This is a genomic window from Streptomyces sp. NPDC091412, from assembly GCF_044756885.1.
In the GTDB taxonomy this organism is placed as follows: Bacteria; Actinomycetota; Actinomycetes; order Streptomycetales; family Streptomycetaceae; genus Streptomyces.
The window spans coordinates 328,088-344,759 of sequence record NZ_JBIVTV010000002.1 but is presented as its reverse complement, the minus strand read 5'-3'; the positions used below and the strand labels follow the sequence as shown (position 1 = coordinate 344,759).

Genomic DNA, 16,672 nt, shown 5'->3' with positions numbered 1-16,672 from the left:
GGCCGCACCTCCCCTGTCAGCTCTGGTGGTGTCCAGTGGAGCCCCTACCATAGCCACCTCGCCCGTTAGCTCCGGATAAGCAGTTTTACGAGAATTTGACACGTGCTGGCACGGCTGGTGCGTCTGCGTCAGCACTTGCTCGGTGTCCCGATCCATCCCATACCCCCCGTCCACGCCGTCGTCGCGCCCCGTGTCGTTTCCTCACCCCATCAAACGACCGGTCCCATCTGCGGGTTCCCGGCCCCAACGGATACAGTCACGCCCAGGCATCGACGGGGACAGGAGAGGGTCATTACCGGCAACCGGCAGACGAGCTGGGCGTTCGCCGACGCCTATGTCGCCGAGGACGAAGCGCTGCGCTGGGCCCGTGAGCGGGCTCGTGACGCAGGGCTGCGCTCGGTGTCGCCCGGCGCGGGCGCCGCGCTGCGGTTGCTGGCCGCCACCGTGGACGCGAAGGCGGTCGCGGAGATCGGCACCGGCACCGGGGTCTCCGGGATCCACCTGCTGCACGGCATGCGGCCGGACGGGGTGCTGACCACCGTCGATCCCGAGCCGGAGCACCAGCAGTTCGCCCGCCAGGCGTTCCGCGCCGCGGGCTTCGCCGGCAACCGTGCCCGCTTCATCCCCGGCCGCGCCCTGGACGTGCTGCCCCGGCTCGCGGACGCGGGCTACGACCTCGTGTTCTGCGACGGCGACCGGCTGGAGTTCCCCGAGTACCTCGCTGAATCGTTGCGCCTGCTGCGACCGGGAGGCCTCGTCGCCTTCGAGGGCGTCTTCGCGCACGGGCGGACGGTGGACTCCGGACCGCAGCCGACGGAGGTCGTGCGGCTGCGGGAGTTGCTGCGCACAGTGCGCGAGAGCCCCGACCTGACGCCGTCCCTGCTGCCGGTGGGCGACGGGCTGCTGTGCGCCGTCAAGCGCTGAGCGCTCCCGTCACCCGTGTGCCGCGCGCCCCCGCACAAACAGCGACCCCGACACCGCGTACGATGCCGGGGCTACTGAAAGGGTATGGTCGCTTCCGCGTCAGCCGACGACCTTCTTGAGGGCGTCGCCGAGCGCGTCGGCCTCGTCAGGGGTCAACTCGACGACGAGCCGACCGCCGCCTTCGAGCGGAACGCGCATGACGATGCCCCGCCCCTCCTTGGTCACCTCGAGCGGGCCATCACCCGTCCGCGGCTTCATGGCCGCCATGCTCGTTCCCCTTCCTGAAACCCAGCTCATCGTCAAAGCCGACGGCCCACCGACAGGGCACGCGCGCGATCCCTGCCCAGAACGGCACAGGACACGCGACACCGGCATCGAACACATTGCTTCCAAGCCATTATCCCGCATCCCAGGACCCGATGACCAACATCAGTTGGCATCGCTTGGGCAACGCGCGCGAGCAAAACCACTCAATTCGGCGATGTGGCTGCGATACTTCGCGCCCACGCCTTCGTGTGCCCGCCGCGGACGCGCCGGAATTCTTTGACGCAGGTCACATGCCGGGTCCGCGCCCCGGCCGGTGATCTCCGTCATGCTGTCCTCGGACCAGGACCGACCATGACGTACCGAGCGGTACGTCGTCGAGGCGACACCGGAGGGGATGCCCCATGGCCGACACCGTGCTCTACGAGGTGAGCGACGGGCTCGCGACGATCACGCTGAACCGCCCCGAGGCGATGAACGCGCTGAACGTCGCCGCCAAGGTGGCCCTCCGGGACGCGGCCCGGGAGGCGGCGGACGACGACGCCGTGCGGGCGGTGCTGCTGACCGCCGCCGGGGACCGGGCGTTCTGCGTGGGCCAGGATCTCAAGGAGCACATCGGGCTGCTGGCCGCCGACCGGGAGTCCGGGTCGGGGCAGACCATGAGCACCGTGCGGGAGCACTACAACCCGATCGTGCGGGCGCTGGCGGGGGCGCGGAAGCCGGTGGTCGCCGCGGTGAACGGGGTCGCCGCCGGGGCGGGCTTCGGTTTCGCGCTCGCCGCCGACTACCGGATCGTGGCGGACACGGCGTCCTTCAACACCTCATTCGTGGGGGTCGCGCTCACCGGGGACTCGGGGATCTCGTGGACCCTGCCCCGGGTGGTGGGGCCGGCCCGCGCCGCCGACCTGCTGTTCTTCCCGCGCCGCGTCACCGCCCAGGAGGCCCACGAACTGGGCATCGCCAACCGGGTCGTAGCCGCCGCCGAACTGCGGGCCGAGGCCGAGAGGACGGCGCGGGCGCTGGCCGAGGGGCCGACGGTGGCGTACGCGGCGCTGAAGGAGGCGGTGGCCTTCGGACTGACGCACTCCCTGGAGGAGACCCTCCAGAAGGAGGAGGAGCTCCAGACCCGGGCCGGGCAGTCCGAGGACCACGCGATCGCCGTCCAGGCGTTCGTCGACAAGGAGAAGCCGAAGTACCTGGGCCGCTGACCGCGGCGCAGGCGGGTGCCGCCCCTGACCGGCCGGGTCAGGGGCGGCGCGCCACGCAGTCCGCGAGGTGGTCGTCGACCAGGCCGCACGCCTGCATCAGGGCGTACGCCGTCGTCGGGCCGACGAAGCGCAGACCGCGCTTCTTCAGGGCCTTCGACAGGGCCGTCGACTCGGGGGTGACGGCCGGGACGTCGGACAGGGTCCTGGGTGCCGGGCGGACGGCGGGGTCGGGGGCGTGGGACCAGATGAGGCCGTCCAGCTCGCCCGGGGACCAGTCGGCGATCACGCGCGCGTTGGCCAGCGTCGCGTCGATCTTGGCGCGGTTGCGGATGATGCCCGGGTCGGCGAGCAGCCGCTCGCGGTCGGCGTCGGTGAAGTCGGCCACCGCCGCGATCTTGAAGTCGGCGAAGGCGGAGCGGAAGCCGGCGCGGCGGCGCAGGATGGTGATCCAGGACAGGCCGGACTGGAAGGCCTCCAGGGCGAGGCGTTCGTAGAGCGCGTCGTCGCCGTGGACCGGGCGGCCCCACTCCTCGTCGTGGTAGGCCACGTACTCCGCCGTGGACAGGGCCCACGGGCAGCGCAGGGCGCCGTCCGGGCCGGCGATCGCGGCACCCGGCGTCAGGGCCTCTTCCGTCACCGCTGGTCCTCCGGTTCGGGCTTGGTCAGGTGGACGTGGGGGGCCGCGGCCCGGGCACCGGCCAGCGCGGACTCCAGGTCGGCGATCCGCGCGTCGCGCTCGGCGAGTTCGGCGCCGAGACGGCCGAGGGCGTCGTCGACGTCCGCCATGCGGTAGCCCCGGACGGTCAGCGGGAAGCGGAGGCTCTCCACGTCCGCGCGGTCCACCGGGCGGTCCGGTGGCAGCGGGTCCACGAGCCGCTCGGGCGCCGCCTCGGGCAGCGGTCCGGTTCCCTCGCCGCCGCCCACCACCGCGAGGGTCACCGCGGCGACCACGACGGCGAGCGCGACGACCAGGAAGAAGAACATAACCATCGCTGGGGTCCCCACGGAGTCTGTCGTAAGTGTCAGGGTCCGATCGTGCCATGCGAGGCTGACAGTTAGGGTCGCCGGACGACCGAAGACCGGGAAAGGCCCGGGAAGACCGGGCAGGACCGGGCAGAACCGGGAAAAAGAGGAGAGGCCACAGGGGATGCTCAGGCTGGGCAGGCGCGAATTCGACGCGCACGAGCCGGTGATCATGGCGATCGTCAACCGGACCCCGGACTCCTTCTACGACCAGGGCTCGACCTTCCGTGACGAGCCGGCCCTCGCGCGCGTGGAGCAGGCGGTCGCCGAGGGGGCCGCGATCATCGACGTCGGCGGGGTGAAGGCCGGGCCCGGCGACCAGGTGACGGCCGAGGAGGAGGCCCGGCGGACGGTCGGCTTCGTGGCCGAGGTGCGGCGGCGGTTCCCGGACGTGGTCATCAGCGTCGACACCTGGCGGGCCGACGTCGGCGAGGCCGTGTGCGAGGCGGGTGCCGACCTGCTGAACGACGCGTGGGGCGGGGTGGACCCGCGGCTCGCCGAGGTCGCGGCGCGCTACGGCACCGGCCTGGTGTGCACGCACGCCGGCGGCGCGGAGCCCCGGACACGGCCGCACCGGGTGACGTACGACGACGTCATGGCCGACATCCTCCGGGTGACCGTGGGGCTGGCCGAGCGGGCGGTGGCGCTCGGCGTGCCCCGGGAGTCGGTGATCATCGACCCCGGGCACGACTTCGGCAAGAACACGCGGCACAGCCTGGAGGCGACCCGGCGTCTGGGCGAGATGGTCGCGACCGGGTGGCCGGTGCTGGTGTCGCTGTCCAACAAGGACTTCGTGGGCGAGACGCTGGACAAGCCCGTGAAGGAGCGACTGGTGGGGACGCTCGCGACGACGGCTGTCTCGGCGTGGCTGGGTGCCCAGGTGTACCGGGTGCACGAGGTGGCCGAGACACGACAGGTGCTGGACATGGTGGCGTCCATCGCGGGACACCGGCCGCCGGCCGTGGCCCGGCGCGGGCTGGCGTAGGGCTTTCCCGCCGCCGGCGACCCGGTGGGGCCGGGCCGGGCGCACAGCGCCCCGCGGGCTGGTGGGGGCCGGGCGCACAGCGCCCCGCACCCCGCCGTACGGGCGCGCCAGTGCTGTGACCGGGAAGGTCTGCCGGAAAGCTCGCGGCGTCCGGTGCCGGGGGCACCTCCCACGCCCTTCAGGCAGTGGGGGAACATCGCAAGACGGAGCATCGCCCGCGTACCGGATGTACTCGGGTGATGCGACAACGCGGCGTGGGGGTACCCCCGGCCGAAGGCTGGGGGAGTGCCGCGCCGGGCGCCGCGAGCCGGTGAACCTCTCCGGTCACCGCACTAGCGGCCCGCCTCCTTCGACATCAGGGCCACCGCCTCCGCCACGTCGTCCGTGACGTGGAACAGGGTGAGGTCCGCCTGGGCCGCCTTGCCCTGGGCGATCAGGGTGTTCTCCAGCCAGTCGACCAGGCCGCCCCAGTACGCGGTGCCGAAGAGGACGATCGGGAACCGGGTGACCTTCTGGGTCTGCACCAGGGTCAGGGCCTCGAAGAGCTCGTCCAGGGTGCCGAGGCCGCCGGGCAGGACGACGAAGCCCTGCGCGTACTTCACGAACATCATCTTGCGGACGAAGAAGTAGCGGAAGTTGAGGCCGATGTCGACGTAGGCGTTCAGACCCTGCTCGAAGGGCAGTTCGATGCCCAGGCCCACCGAGACGCCGCCGGCCTCCAGCGCGCCCTTGTTCGCCGCCTCCATCGCGCCCGGGCCACCGCCCGTGATCACCGCGAAGCCCGCCTCGACCAGGCCACGGCCGAGCCGCACCCCCGCGTCGTACTCCGGCGAGTCCACCGCCGTCCGCGCGGAGCCGAACACGCTGATGGCGGGCGGGAGTTCGGCGAGCGTGCCGAAGCCCTCGATGAACTCCGACTGGATACGGAGGACGCGCCAGGGGTCCGTGTGGACCCAGTCCGTGGGGGCGCGCTCGTCCAGCAGCCGCTGGTCCGTGGTGCTCGCCTGGACCTGGCCACGCCGCCGGAGGACCGGTCCGAGTCGCTGCTCCTCCGGTGGCTGCTTCTTGCCCTCGGGATTGCCTGTTGGCATGTGCGCTCCCTCCGTGTGCGTGACGTTCCACCTCAGCGTAGATCCGCGGGGGTTACGAGAGGGGGACGTCGGTATGTCCGCCGTGAAGCGCCGTGCGGACGCCTGTGGCGGCGGTCGGACACTCGTGGCGGCGGTCCGGACGCCCGTTGCGGCGGTCCGGACGCCCGTTGCGGCGGTCCGGACGCCCGTTGCGGCGGTCAGTCCGTCAGCCAGGCCCGCAGTCGCTCCTCGCCTGCGAGGATCTTGGCCGTCTCCACCCGCTCGTCGCGCTTGTGCGCCAAGTGGGGGTTGCCGGGGCCGTAGTTGACGGCGGGGATGCCCAGCGCCGAGAAACGCGAGACGTCCGTCCAGCCGTACTTCGGGCGCGCGGTGCCGCCGACCGCCTCGATGAACGCCGCCGCGGCCGGGTGGTTCAGCCCCGGCAGGGCGCCGCCGCTGTGGTCGTCGATCACGAACTCCTCCACCCCGCAGTCCGCGAACACCTCGCGGACGTGGGCGACGGCCTCCTCCTCGGTGCGGTCCGGGGCGTAGCGGAAGTTGACCGTGACCACGCACTCGTCGGGGATGACGTTGCCCGCCACCCCGCCGGAGACGCCGACCGCGTTGAGGCCCTCGCGGTACTCCAGGCCGTCGATGACCGGATAGCGCGGCTGGTACTCGGCGAGCCGCCGCAGGATCGGCGCGGCGGCGTGGATGGCGTTGGAACCCATCCAGCCGCGCGCCGAATGGGCGCGCTCGCCCGTGGTCCTCAGCAGCACCCGCAGCGTGCCCTGGCAGCCGCCCTCGACCTCGCCGTCGGAGGGTTCGAGCAGCACGGCGAAGTCGCCGGCCAGCCACTCCGGGTGCGCCTCGGCGACGTGCTTGAGGCCGTTCAGCTCGGCGGCGACCTCCTCGTTGTCGTAGAAGACGAAGGTCAGGTCGCGGTTGGGGGCGGGGACCGTGGCCGCGATGCGCAGCTGGACCGCCACGCCGGACTTCATGTCGCAGGTGCCGCAGCCCCACAGGACGCCGTCCTCGTCGAGCCGCGAGGGGACGTTTCCGGCGATCGGGACCGTGTCGATGTGGCCGGCCAGGATCACCCGCTGCGCGCGCCCGAGGTTCGTGCGGGCGACGACGTTGTTGCCGAAGCGGTCGACCGTCAGGTGCGGCAGGGCCCGCAGGGCGGCCTCGATCGCGTCGGCCAGCGGCTTCTCGGTGCCGCTCTCCGAGGGGAAGTCGACGAGTCGCGCGGTCAGGCGTGCGGCGTCCAGCGTGAGGTCAAGCGGGTTATCGGCCATGCGGTCGACCCTAACCCGGCGAACCGCCCGTACGTCGCCGCGCGTTGTTCACACCTGCCTCATGCGTCCCGCCGGCCTCCAGTACCTTGTAGGCGTGCCGCACCCTCCCCCCTCATCCAAGCGTCGTGGCCGCCTCCTCCGGTTCGGGGCGGCCGTCGTGGTCCTTCTCGGGCTCGCGGGCTACCTCTCGGTGCAGTACCTCACCGGAGGCACCGGAGGCCCGGGCTGCGAGGTCGTCTCCGGCAAGGGCGACGGCGCGTCGTACCGGTTCACACCGGAGCAGGCGGTGAACGCGGCGACGATCGCGGCCGTCGGCACCGGGCGCGGCATGCCCGAGCGGGCGGTGACCATCGCGCTGGCCACCGCCCTCCAGGAGTCCGCCCTGCGCAACATCGACTTCGGCGACCGGGACTCCCTCGGCCTGTTCCAGCAGCGGCCCTCGCAGGGCTGGGGCACGCCGGAGGAGATCATGGACCCGGCCTACTCGGCGGGGATCTTCTACGAGCACCTGAACAAGGTCCCCGGCTACACGCGGCTGCCGCTGACCGTGGCCGCACAGCGCGTGCAGCGCAGCGGATTCCCGCAGGCGTACGCCAAGCACGAGCCGGACGCGACGCTGCTCGCCGCCGCGCTCACCGGGCGCTCCGGGGCCACGCTGGCCTGCCGGGGCCGCCCGGGTCCCACCCGGACCAGCGGACCCGACGCGGTGCGTGCCGCGCTCGTACGGGACTTCGGCCGGGACGTGGTGCAGGAGGCGGGCGCGGAGGTCGGCGGCAAGCCGTCGCCGACGCCCACCCCGAGCCAGGCCGCGAGCGGGGACGGGCGGACCGTGACGGTGCCCGTGCCCGACGACACGGCCGCCGCCGGGCGCGGCGCGCGGCAGCGCGGCTGGCAGCTGGCGCACTGGGCGGTGGCCAACGCCTCCGCGCTGCACATCGAGCAGGTCTCCTACGGCGGCTGGCAGTGGACGGCCGGGATGACCGACAGCCGGTGGCGGACGGCGCAGACACGGGGTGCCGCCGGAGCGGAGCGGGCGGCGGGCTCGGTCCTCATCACCACGACCGGGCGTTAGTACGGGTCCTCACCCCGACGTGTCACCCCTCCCAAGGGCGCCGGAGCCCTTGGGAGCAGGGGCGGCAAGGGGTTTTGCCGCCGCCCTCCGGCGAGCACCGAGCGCCCTTTGTCCGGTTTTACGCGTACCCGATAATGCGACGCGTTACCAACTCTTTACGTTGGCCCGCCGCAACCTTCGCGGACTTCGAGCGGTAGTCAGAGCGTCCGTTCCCTCCGTCGAAGGAGCAACATGTCCCTCCCCCTGACCCGCCGGATCGCCCGTGCCGCGCTGCTCCTCGCTGCGGGAGCGGCCGCGGGGGTCGGTGCGGCCGGAGCCGCGAGCGCTGCCCCCGAGCTGCCGGCCGCCCCGAACCTCGGTGGGCTGACCGCCCTGGACGGGGTGAGCGTCGGCAACACCGTGGACGGCGCCGCGCAGCACGTCGCCGGGGTCGCGGGCGACGCCGGTGGCAAGGTCGTGAAGCAGGCGACGCCGACGGCGCGGAAGGCGGCGGGCGACGCGGCGGGGTCCGCCGGAGGTCTCCTCGGCGGCGCCACGAACAAGGCGGCCAAGGGCGGGCTGCCGACACAGTCCCTGCCGGTCCCCGGTCTGCCTTTCGGCTGAGCGCCCCTCGAACGACCGACGGGGTCCGGGGTCTTCTCCCCGGACCCCGTCGGCGTGCGGAGCCCGTCCGCGCGTGGACGCGGGTACGGCCGTCGCGGACTACGCGGCCAGGCGCTCCACCGCGGCGCGGACCCGCTCGTCCGTGGCCGTCAGCGCGACGCGTACGAAGTCCGCGCCCGCCGGGCCGTAGAAGTCGCCGGGGGCGACCAGGATGCCTCGTTCGGCGAGGTGGGCGACCGTGGTCCAGCAGGACTCGTCGCGGGTGGCCCACAGGTAGAGGCTCGCCTCGCTGTGCTCGATGCGGAAACCGTGGGCGAGGAGGGCCCGGCGCAGGTCCGTGCGGCGGGCGGCATAGCGCTCGCGCTGCTCGCGGACGTGGGTGTCGTCGCCGAGCGCGGCCACGACCGCCGCCTGCGTCGGCGCCGAGGTCATCATGCCGCCGTGCTTGCGGATCTCCAGCAGAGGGCCGAGGACGGCCGGGTCGCCGGCCAGGAAGGCGGCGCGGTAGCCGGCCAGGTTCGAGCGCTTGGACAGCGAGTGGACCGCGACGATGCCCTCGTACGAGCCGCCGTTCACGTCCGGGTGCAGGACCGAGACCGGGTCCGCCTCCCAGCCCAGCTCCAGGTAGCACTCGTCGGAGAAGACCAGCACGCCGTGCTCGCGGGCCCAGGCGACGATCCTCTTCAGCTCCTCCTTGGGCAGCACCTGGCCCGTGGGGTTGGAGGGCGAGTTCAGCCACAGCAGCTTCAGGCCCGCCGGGTCCAGCTCCGTGGGGCCCGGTACGCCGGTGCCCGGTGTCGCCGAGTAGACGAGGTGCTCGGCGCCGGCCAGGCGGGCGCCGACCTCGTAGGTCGGGTAGGCCAGGCGCGGGTAGGCGACCTTGTCGTCGGGGCCGAGGCCCAGTTGGGTGGGGAGCCAGGCGACCAGTTCCTTGGAGCCCACGATCGGGAGGACGTGCCGGTGGGTGACGCCCCGCGCGCCGAGGCGGCGCTCGACCCAGCCGGTGATCGCGTCACGCAGTTCGGGCGTGCCCCACACCGTCGGGTAGCCCGGGGAGTCCGCGGCCGCGATCAGCGCCTTCTGGATCAGGTCGGGGACCGGGTCCACCGGGGTGCCGACCGACAGGTCGACGATGCCGTCCGGATGGGCTGCGGCCGTCTTCTTGTACGGCTCCAGCTTGTCCCAGGGAAAGGCGGGGAGCCGGTCGGAGAGTGCGGACACGGGGATCAGGCTCACTTTCTGGTCCGGGAAACGCCTCGGTCCCGTGCGGCGGGCGGAGCGCTGGAGTGCGATCAGGCCGTACGGGACCGAGGCGGCGCGAAGGCGGGCCGCTCTTACTGGTTCTGCGGCGGCAGCGCGGCGATGATGGGGTGGTCGCGCTCGATCAGCCCCAGCTTGCTGGCGCCACCGGGAGAGCCGAGCTCGTCGAAGAACTCGACGTTGGCCTTGTAGTAGTCCTTCCACTCCTCGGGAGTGTCGTCCTCGTAGAAGATCGCCTCGACCGGGCAGACCGGTTCACAGGCTCCGCAGTCGACGCATTCGTCCGGGTGGATGTACAAGGACCGCTGGCCCTCGTAGATGCAGTCGACCGGGCACTCCTCGATGCACGCCTTGTCCTTGACGTCGACACAAGGCTGCGCGATGACGTAGGTCACGCTGTCGTTCCTCCTCGATAGGGCGCTGGCGGGCCTCCACAGGCTCCGCCGCCTGGCGCGCGGGAGCGCGGCGTCGTCGATGCCCGCCCCTAGTATCTCCGTTCTGGGGCATGATCCGAACAGGAGGGGTGAACAGACCTGTGGAAATATCGGCTTCAGGACGCCTCGAGGTCCGAATCACCGCTGCTGACGTGGGCAAACGGGTCTCCATACGGCGCTTGAGCGAACCTGGCGCGCCGGGTGAGAAGTTCACCGACACGGTCGGAGTTCTCACATCATGGGACCACGGTGTGCTGCTGATCACACGAAAGAGTGGCGAGACCGTGCGGATCGCGGAGTCCTCCCTGGTCGCGGGCAAGGTCGTACCGGCCGCACCGGCCCGGCGGCGGGGCCCGGTGGCCACGTACGAGGAGCTCGCGCGCGCGGCGGCGCGGGCCTGGCGGCCGGTGGAGAGCGAGCCGTTGGGCGAGTGGGAACTCCGGGCGGCCGCGGGATTCACCCGCCGCGCCAACTCGGTGCTGCCGCTCGGCGATCCCGGACTTCCACTCGACGCGGCCCTGGCCGCCGTACGACGCTGGTACGGCGAGCGCGGCCTGCCCGCGTACATCCAGACGGCCACCGGCGCCGACGGCACGCAGGAACTGCTGTGCGCGGAGCTGGAACGGCGGGGCTGGGTGCGCGAGGTGACCGCCGAGCTGTGGATCGGGGCGCTCGCGCCGGTCGCCGACCGGGCCGAGGGCTCCGAGGTCGTGCTGTCCCGCACGGCCGACGAGGCGTGGCTTGCGCGGTACCAGCGCAAGGGGGTGAGCGAGGTGGCCCTGAAGGTGCTCGGCAGCGGGCCGTCGGTGTGGTTCGCGACGGTGCCCGGTGAGGGCGCTGTCCCCGCGGCGATCGGACGGTGCGTCGTCGACGGCCGCTGGGCGTCCTTCGCCGCAGTCGAGGTGGATCCGGCGCTGCGGCGACGGGGGCTCGCCACCACCGTGCTCGCCGCGCTCGCCCGCAGGGCCCTCGACGAGGGCGCGTCGGCGGCCTGGCTCCAGGTCGAGAGCGACAACGCCGCGGCGCGGGCGCTGTACGCCGGAATGGGCTTCGGCGCGCACCACGCGTACCACCACTACCGCGCCCCGGAATCCGGCGACGGCGGCCACCCGCGGCCGTCACGGGCGGAGTCCGCGCCGGGGCTCCCGTCGGGGCCCCCGCGAAACTCCGGCGCTCGTCCGTCGTAGGGATCGTCGTGAAAGGGCACGAGCCTGCTATGCGTCCCCTGCATCCGCCGTCTCCGGAACGGTCCGCCGCGGTGCGCCGGTGGTTCGGCGAGGAGGTACGGTCCGAGCGGCCGGACCTCGCGACGCTGTGCCTGCTGGTGGGCGCGGCGGCCGACGGGGCGCTGGACGAGGCCGGCATGGACGCGGCGCAGCTGGAGCTGGACCGGCTCGCGGGGCAGCTGCCGTACCGGCCGGGCGGGCCGCGGGACTGGGCGCGGGCCCTGTGCGAACTGCTCGGCGAGCGGTACGGCTTCCACGGCTCGGCGGCGGACTACCAGCGGCTGGAGTCGTCCCTGTTGCACGAGGTGCTGGTGCGGCGGCGCGGGCTGCCCATCCTGCTGTCGGTGGTGTGGATGGAGGTCGCGCGGCGGGCCGGAGCGCCGGTGTACGGGGTCGCGCTGCCCGGGCACTTCGTCGTGGGGTTCGGGGAGGCCGGGGAGCAGGTGCTCGCGGACCCGTTCGACGGGGGCCGGGTGCTCACGGGGGCGGACGCCGAACTGCTGGTGGTCGGGGCGACGGGCGCGCCGCTGCACCCGTCGATGCTGGTGCCCGCCTCTCCCTCGGAGGTCGTGTCCCGGATCCTGAACAACATCCGGGCCTGGGCGGCCATACGGCCCGAGCGGTCGGACGTGGCGCTGTGGGCGGTGGAGCTGTCGCTGCTGCTGCCGTCGCATCCGGCGCGGCTGCGTTACGAGCGGGCGCAGTTGCTGGTGCAGCGCGGGGACTTCGTGGGCGGGGCCCGGGAGCTGGAGGCGTACGCCGACGTGGTGGGCGCGGTGGACGAGCCCGCGGCCGAGCAGGTGCGGGGGCAGGCGCGGGCCGCGCGGGCCCTGCTGAACTGAAGCCGGGCCGAGGCCGCCGGGGGCGCTCGCGCGGCCGCCCGGCCCACCCGGCGAGCGCTGCTACAGCCAGCCCTTCTCCCGTGCGATGCGCACCGCTTCCGTCCTGTTGCGCACCGCGAGTTTCTGGATCGCGGTCGACAGGTAGTTGCGGACCGTGCCCTGGGACAGGTGGAGGGCCGCGGCCAGCTCGGCGTTGGTGGAGCCGTCGGCCGCGGCGCGCAGGACCTCGCGCTCCCGGTCGGTCAGCGGGTTGGCGCCCTCGGCCAGCGCCGCCGCGGCCAGCGTGGGGTCGATGACCCGCTCGCCGCCGAGGACCTTCCGTACCGCCGCGGCGAGTTGCGCGGCCGGGGCGTCCTTGACCAGGAACGCGTCCGCGCCCGCCTCCATGGCGCTGCGCAGATAGCCGGGGCGGCCGAAGGTGGTGAGTACGACCAGTTTCACCGCGGGCAGATCCTTGTGGAGCCGGGCGGCCGCCTCGATGCCGGTGCAGCCGGGCATCTCGATGTCGAGCAGGGCCACGTCGACGCCGTGGGCGTGCGCCGCCGCCACGACCTCGTCCCCGCGCGCCACCTGGGCGACGACCTCGATGTCCTCCTCGAGGCCGAGCAGGGCGGCCAGTGCCTCGCGGACCATCGACTGGTCCTCGGCCAGGAGGACCTTGATCGTTCGGCTCATGCCGGGGATCCTACGTCCGCGGGGGAGGCGAGAGGCACCCGGGCGACGAGCCGGAAGCCCCGCCCGGCGCGCCCCGCCTCCAGTTGCCCGCCCGCCTTCCCCAGGCGCTCGGCCAGTCCCGTCAGACCGTTGCCGGGGCCCTTGCCCACGCTGCCGGAGCCGCCCGAGCCGTTGTCCTCGACGCACAGTTCCAGGAACGGCCCGTCCAGGGTCTGGCGGCGCACCAGGTCGACGGTGCACCGGGTCGCGCCGCTGTGCCGTACGACGTTGGTGATCGCCTCGCGCAGCGCCCAGGCGAGCGCGGACTCGCTCTCCTCGGGGACGCCGTGCAGGTCGGGCTCGGCGGGCACGTCGGCGGCGACGTCGGCGGCGGTCAGCGCCACCTGGGCGCCCGCCAGTTCGGCGTGCAGGCGGGGGCGGCGGTAGCCGGTGACGGCCTCGCGGACGTCGACCAGGGCCTGGCGGCTGACCTGTTCGATGTCGGCGACCTGCTGGGCCGCCTTGTCGGGGTGGTCCGGCAGCATCCGGCCGGCCAGCTCGCTCTTCAGCGTGATCAGCGAGAGTGAGTGGCCGAGCAGGTCGTGCAGGTCGCGGGCGAGGCGCAGCCGCTCCTCGTTGGCGGCGAGCTGGGCCACGGTGGCGCGGGCCTTGCGCAGGTCGATCGTGGTGCGCACGAGTTGCCGTACGCCGGTCATCGCGAAGCCGACGAGCATCACCAGCAGGAACAGGGTCCACTCGCCCTCGGCGCCCGTGTGCCGGGCGACGAGCAGCATCACGGCCGTGGTCAGCGGGATCGTCCAGTAGGCGATCCGCAGCGGGTTCGTCGCGCCGCAGGCCACGGAGACGTACACGAACAGGCCGATCCACGGTGAACCGAGGGTCAGGCACAGCACGACGGAGAGCGCGCCGAGCACGGCGACGAGCCAGCCGACGACCGCCCCGGAGAACGGCCGGCCCATGTTCCGGTAGACCAGCGTCAGATAGGTGCCGGTGAAGGCCGCGAGGCCCGCCCAGCCGGCCGCGGTGGCGGCGGCCGTGTGGGCGCCCGAGACCAGATCGTGCACCGGCGAGCTGAGGAAGATCAGCCAGGGCAGGATCCACACCAGTTTGCGCAGCGCCTCGCCCCCGTTCCGGGGCGGTTCCCCCATGCGCATCAGCCGGTCCGCGCGGGCTTCGCCGGGCCGCAGGTCTTCCGTCATGGCGCTCACGCCTTCAGCGTGTCCTTCCGGTACAGCCAGGCCGCGCCGCCCGCGAACAGGGCGAAGAAGACGACGAGGATGGCGATGTCCTTCGCGTGCGGGGCCTGGCTCTCCTCGATCGCCCGCCCCAGTGCAGCGTACGCGTGCGTGGGAAGCCACTCGGCGATGTCCTGAAGCCACCGCGGGAAGGTGGTCGAGGGCATCCACAGACCGCCGAGCATGGACAGACCGAAGTAGATGATCATGGTGATCGGGCGGACGGCGTCCCCGGTGGCGAGGTAGCCGATGGCGACGCCGAGCGCGGCGAAGACCAGGCTGCCGGCCCAGATCGCGCCGGTGAGGGCGAGCCACTGCCAGGCCTCCAGGCGGACCTGCTTGACGGCGGCGGCGACCACGAAGACGACGACGATGGACGGCAGGCTGACCACGGCGGCGCCGGCGGTCTTGGCGAGGACGTAGCCGCGCCCGGGCAGGGGGGTGAGGCGCAGCTGCCGTACCCAGCCGCTCTCACGCTCCTTGGCGATGCGCTCGCTGTTGCCCATGAGCACGGCGGTGAGCGCGCCGAAGGAGGCCATGGAGACCATCATGTACGTCGGGACGGTCAGGCCGGTGCCGTCGACCTTGGTGACGCCGTCCGCCTTGCCCGCGATGATCAGGAAGAGGATCGAGGGGTAGAGCACCGAGAAGAACAGGAACTTGCGGTTGCGCAGGGCGCGGGCGAGCTCCAGCCGGATCAGACTGTTCACGACTGCCTGGCCTCCTCGGCCTCGGTGATGGCGACGAAGGCCTGCTCGAGCCCGAGCCCGGCGACTTCGAGGTTGCGGGGGTAGACGCCGAGCCCGTACAGGGCGTGCACGGTCGCGTCGGCGTCGGAGGACTGGAAGCGGACGGTCTGCCCGCTCACGGTCATCGAGGTCAGGAAGGGCAGACCGCGCAGGGCGGCCTCGTCGATGGGGCCCTGAAGGTCGAAGGAGACGCGTCGCGCCCCCGCCGTCGCCTTGATCTCGGCGGCGGTGCCGTCGGCCAGCAGCCGTCCCCGGTGCAGCACCAGCACCCGGTCGGCGATGGCGTCGGCCTCCTCCAGGTAGTGCGTGGCGAACAGGACCGCGCGGCCCTGGTCGGCCTGTTCGCGCATGGTGGCCCAGAAGGCCTGGCGGGCGGAGACGTCCATGCCGGTGGTCGGCTCGTCCAGCACGACGAGGTCGCTGTCGCCGGCGGTGGCCAGGGCGAAGCGGACGCGCTGGGCCTGCCCACCGGAGAGCTTGTTCACCTTGCGGTCGGCGATCCGGGAGATGCCGGCCCGGGCCAGCACGTCGGCGGTCTTGTACCGCTTGGGGTGCAGGTCGCAGGCGAGCCGCACCAGTTCCGCGACGGTGACGTCCTCCATCAGCCCGCCGCTCTGCAGCATGGCGCCCACGCGCCCGGCGACGATCGCCTCGCGCGGGCTGGTGCCGAAGACGCTGACGGTGCCGCTGTCGGGCTGCCGGAGGCCGAGCAGCAGGTCGAGGGTGGTCGACTTGCCGGCGCCGTTCGGGCCGAGCAGGGCCACGGTCTCGCCCGGACGCAGGGCGAGGGTCAGCCCGTCCACGGCCCGTACGTCCCCGTAACTCTTGGTCACCTGGTCGAACCCCACCACCGTGGTGGTGCCGGCTCGCTCCGCTGTTGTCGTCATGGCCGCCATGCTGGCCGACGGGCGGGGGCGCCGGGCAGTGTCGGCGGTCCTGACTACCGCATGACAGATGTCATGGCGCCGCGCGGCGGCCGGCCGGCCGCCGGCTCAGCTCAGCGGAGCACCTGGGCCGCCTTCCGCAGAGCGCTCTGCCACCGCTGCCGAACGTCTTCGAGGTCCTGCTTGTTGGCCTCGATGATCTTGTTCTGGTAGGTGGTCTCGACGGACTGCCAGACCGTCACGTAGTCCACCTGCTGCTTGCATTTCACATCGGCCACCGCGGTGGCGATCTCGGCGGCACGGGTCTTCTTCAGGGCGGCGGAGTCTCCCTCGCCCTCGGTCCACCAGGCCGGGTCGCCGGCGGCGGCATGGGGATCCGCGTAGGTGTGGCCGGCCTTCTTCATACAGGCACTCCACTTGGCGTTCACGGCCTTGGCCCGGCTGTCCGCCTCCGTACGCTTCCATCCTTGCTGCTGCGCCAGGTCAACGGCGTTCAACGCCTCCAGCCGGAGCAGGCCGAGCTGCTTCAGGGCCTCGCCGCGGCAGCCGCCCGTGAGGCTCGTTCCGGTCGTCGCCCCGTCACGGCCGGTGTAGGCCTTGGTGAGCGCATCCGTCATGAGGGCCTTGCGCTTCTTCTCCTGCCGCGTCTCCTCGGCCAGTTGCTCGGCGGTCACGCCGGCCGGCGGAGCCAGGTGATAGCCGTACACGCGCACGGTGCCGGGGTCGGTGACCCCGTAGCGCCGCTCATTGGCCGAACGCGCCACGCCCAGCCGCTTCGGACGAGCGGGCCAGGTATATCCCTTCGCCTTCATGCACGTACCGGCCAGTTCGTCGACGGCCTGGTCGAGAACGGCTCGCTGCTCCGCGCTGACGCCATAGGAATCAAGGGGAAGGACCGGCGCCGGGACACCGGCAACGGT

General features: G+C 72.8%; 19 protein-coding genes. 7 read left to right on the top strand and 12 right to left on the bottom strand.

What is annotated here, in order from left to right; all coding sequences use genetic code 11:
- The first annotated feature begins 225 nt into the window (after window positions 1–225).
- Window positions 226–924 carry an O-methyltransferase gene (locus ACIQMV_RS05695; RefSeq protein WP_402591926.1) on the top strand — a complete coding sequence of 233 codons (699 nt, stop codon included), beginning with the start codon at window positions 226–228 and terminating at the stop codon, window positions 922–924.
- Window positions 925–1,023: 99 nt separating this feature from the next.
- Here ACIQMV_RS05695 and ACIQMV_RS05690 read toward each other — a convergent pair whose 3' ends face one another.
- Complete coding sequence (locus ACIQMV_RS05690; protein ID WP_003966491.1) at window positions 1,024–1,191, bottom strand: DUF3117 domain-containing protein; 168 nt, start codon at window positions 1,189–1,191, stop codon at window positions 1,024–1,026.
- Between the two features lie 401 nt (window positions 1,192–1,592).
- Here ACIQMV_RS05690 and ACIQMV_RS05685 point away from each other — a divergent pair, with 401 nt between their 5' ends.
- On the top strand, window positions 1,593–2,396 hold the full coding sequence (locus ACIQMV_RS05685) for an enoyl-CoA hydratase/isomerase family protein (RefSeq protein ID WP_401778146.1): 804 nt from the start codon (window positions 1,593–1,595) through the stop codon (window positions 2,394–2,396).
- A 37-nt stretch (window positions 2,397–2,433) separates the two neighbouring features.
- Here ACIQMV_RS05685 and ACIQMV_RS05680 read toward each other — a convergent pair whose 3' ends face one another.
- Together ACIQMV_RS05680 and ACIQMV_RS05675 are read right to left on the bottom strand one after the other, a co-directional pair.
- The gene (locus ACIQMV_RS05680; protein ID WP_402591925.1) at window positions 2,434–3,018 is read right to left on the bottom strand and encodes a DNA-3-methyladenine glycosylase I; all 585 of its coding nucleotides are present in this window, start codon (window positions 3,016–3,018) and stop codon (window positions 2,434–2,436) included.
- An 11-nt stretch (window positions 3,019–3,029) separates the two neighbouring features.
- Entirely contained in the window at window positions 3,030–3,386 is a 357-nt protein-coding gene (locus ACIQMV_RS05675; protein WP_141366278.1) for a DivIVA domain-containing protein, read from the bottom strand.
- Window positions 3,387–3,543: 157 nt separating this feature from the next.
- On the opposite strand from ACIQMV_RS05675, the gene folP reads away from it, so the two are divergent.
- Entirely contained in the window at window positions 3,544–4,404 is an 861-nt protein-coding gene (gene folP / locus ACIQMV_RS05670; protein WP_402591387.1) for a dihydropteroate synthase, read from the top strand.
- A 332-nt stretch (window positions 4,405–4,736) separates the two neighbouring features.
- Here the strand turns inward: folP and ACIQMV_RS05665 are convergent, their stop codons facing one another.
- Both ACIQMV_RS05665 and dapE read right to left on the bottom strand, forming a co-directional pair.
- Window positions 4,737–5,495, bottom strand: a complete 759-nt coding sequence (locus ACIQMV_RS05665) for a TIGR00730 family Rossman fold protein (RefSeq protein WP_141358686.1) — start codon at window positions 5,493–5,495, stop codon at window positions 4,737–4,739.
- A gap of 197 nt (window positions 5,496–5,692) precedes the next feature.
- The gene (gene dapE / locus ACIQMV_RS05660) at window positions 5,693–6,772 is read right to left on the bottom strand and encodes a succinyl-diaminopimelate desuccinylase (protein WP_402591384.1); all 1,080 of its coding nucleotides are present in this window, start codon (window positions 6,770–6,772) and stop codon (window positions 5,693–5,695) included.
- 61 nt (window positions 6,773–6,833) lie between these two features.
- Here dapE and ACIQMV_RS05655 point away from each other — a divergent pair, with 61 nt between their 5' ends.
- On the top strand, window positions 6,834–7,844 hold the full coding sequence (locus tag ACIQMV_RS05655; RefSeq protein ID WP_141358690.1) for a heavy metal transporter: 1,011 nt from the start codon (window positions 6,834–6,836) through the stop codon (window positions 7,842–7,844).
- Between the two features lie 231 nt (window positions 7,845–8,075).
- Window positions 8,076–8,447: an ATP-binding protein gene (locus ACIQMV_RS05650; RefSeq protein ID WP_402591382.1), complete on the top strand. Its 372-nt coding sequence runs from the start codon at window positions 8,076–8,078 to the stop codon at window positions 8,445–8,447.
- Window positions 8,448–8,546: 99 nt separating this feature from the next.
- Here ACIQMV_RS05650 and ACIQMV_RS05645 read toward each other — a convergent pair whose 3' ends face one another.
- Both ACIQMV_RS05645 and fdxA read right to left on the bottom strand, forming a co-directional pair.
- A complete protein-coding gene (locus ACIQMV_RS05645) occupies window positions 8,547–9,668 on the bottom strand; it encodes a bifunctional succinyldiaminopimelate transaminase/glutamate-prephenate aminotransferase (protein ID WP_402591380.1) in 1,122 nt (373 codons plus the stop codon).
- 113 nt (window positions 9,669–9,781) lie between these two features.
- Window positions 9,782–10,102, bottom strand: coding sequence for a ferredoxin (fdxA, locus tag ACIQMV_RS05640; protein ID WP_100568222.1), 321 nt, complete (start codon window positions 10,100–10,102; stop codon window positions 9,782–9,784).
- A gap of 140 nt (window positions 10,103–10,242) precedes the next feature.
- Here fdxA and ACIQMV_RS05635 point away from each other — a divergent pair, with 140 nt between their 5' ends.
- Window positions 10,243–11,328, top strand: coding sequence for a GNAT family N-acetyltransferase (locus ACIQMV_RS05635; RefSeq protein WP_402591924.1), 1,086 nt, complete (start codon window positions 10,243–10,245; stop codon window positions 11,326–11,328).
- A gap of 29 nt (window positions 11,329–11,357) precedes the next feature.
- The gene (locus ACIQMV_RS05630) at window positions 11,358–12,209 is read left to right on the top strand and encodes a transglutaminase-like domain-containing protein (RefSeq protein WP_141358697.1); all 852 of its coding nucleotides are present in this window, start codon (window positions 11,358–11,360) and stop codon (window positions 12,207–12,209) included.
- Window positions 12,210–12,269: 60 nt separating this feature from the next.
- On the opposite strand, the gene ACIQMV_RS05625 is transcribed toward ACIQMV_RS05630, so the two are convergent.
- The 5 genes from ACIQMV_RS05625 to ACIQMV_RS05605 form a co-directional block, all read right to left on the bottom strand.
- A complete protein-coding gene (locus tag ACIQMV_RS05625) occupies window positions 12,270–12,884 on the bottom strand; it encodes a DNA-binding response regulator (protein ID WP_401773363.1) in 615 nt (204 codons plus the stop codon).
- On the bottom strand, window positions 12,881–14,083 hold the full coding sequence (locus tag ACIQMV_RS05620; RefSeq protein WP_402591923.1) for a sensor histidine kinase: 1,203 nt from the start codon (window positions 14,081–14,083) through the stop codon (window positions 12,881–12,883). Before ACIQMV_RS05620 ends, ACIQMV_RS05625 begins: the two co-directional genes overlap by 4 nt.
- 5 nt (window positions 14,084–14,088) lie before the next feature.
- Window positions 14,089–14,829 carry an ABC transporter permease gene (locus ACIQMV_RS05615; protein ID WP_141358700.1) on the bottom strand — a complete coding sequence of 247 codons (741 nt, stop codon included), beginning with the start codon at window positions 14,827–14,829 and terminating at the stop codon, window positions 14,089–14,091.
- Window positions 14,826–15,755 carry an ABC transporter ATP-binding protein gene (locus tag ACIQMV_RS05610; RefSeq protein ID WP_402591377.1) on the bottom strand — a complete coding sequence of 310 codons (930 nt, stop codon included), beginning with the start codon at window positions 15,753–15,755 and terminating at the stop codon, window positions 14,826–14,828. The genes ACIQMV_RS05615 and ACIQMV_RS05610 overlap by 4 nt, the downstream gene beginning before the upstream one ends.
- A gap of 110 nt (window positions 15,756–15,865) precedes the next feature.
- On the bottom strand, window positions 15,866–16,564 hold the full coding sequence (locus ACIQMV_RS05605; RefSeq protein ID WP_401773359.1) for a hypothetical protein: 699 nt from the start codon (window positions 16,562–16,564) through the stop codon (window positions 15,866–15,868).
- Between the last annotated feature and the right edge of the window lie 108 nt (window positions 16,565–16,672).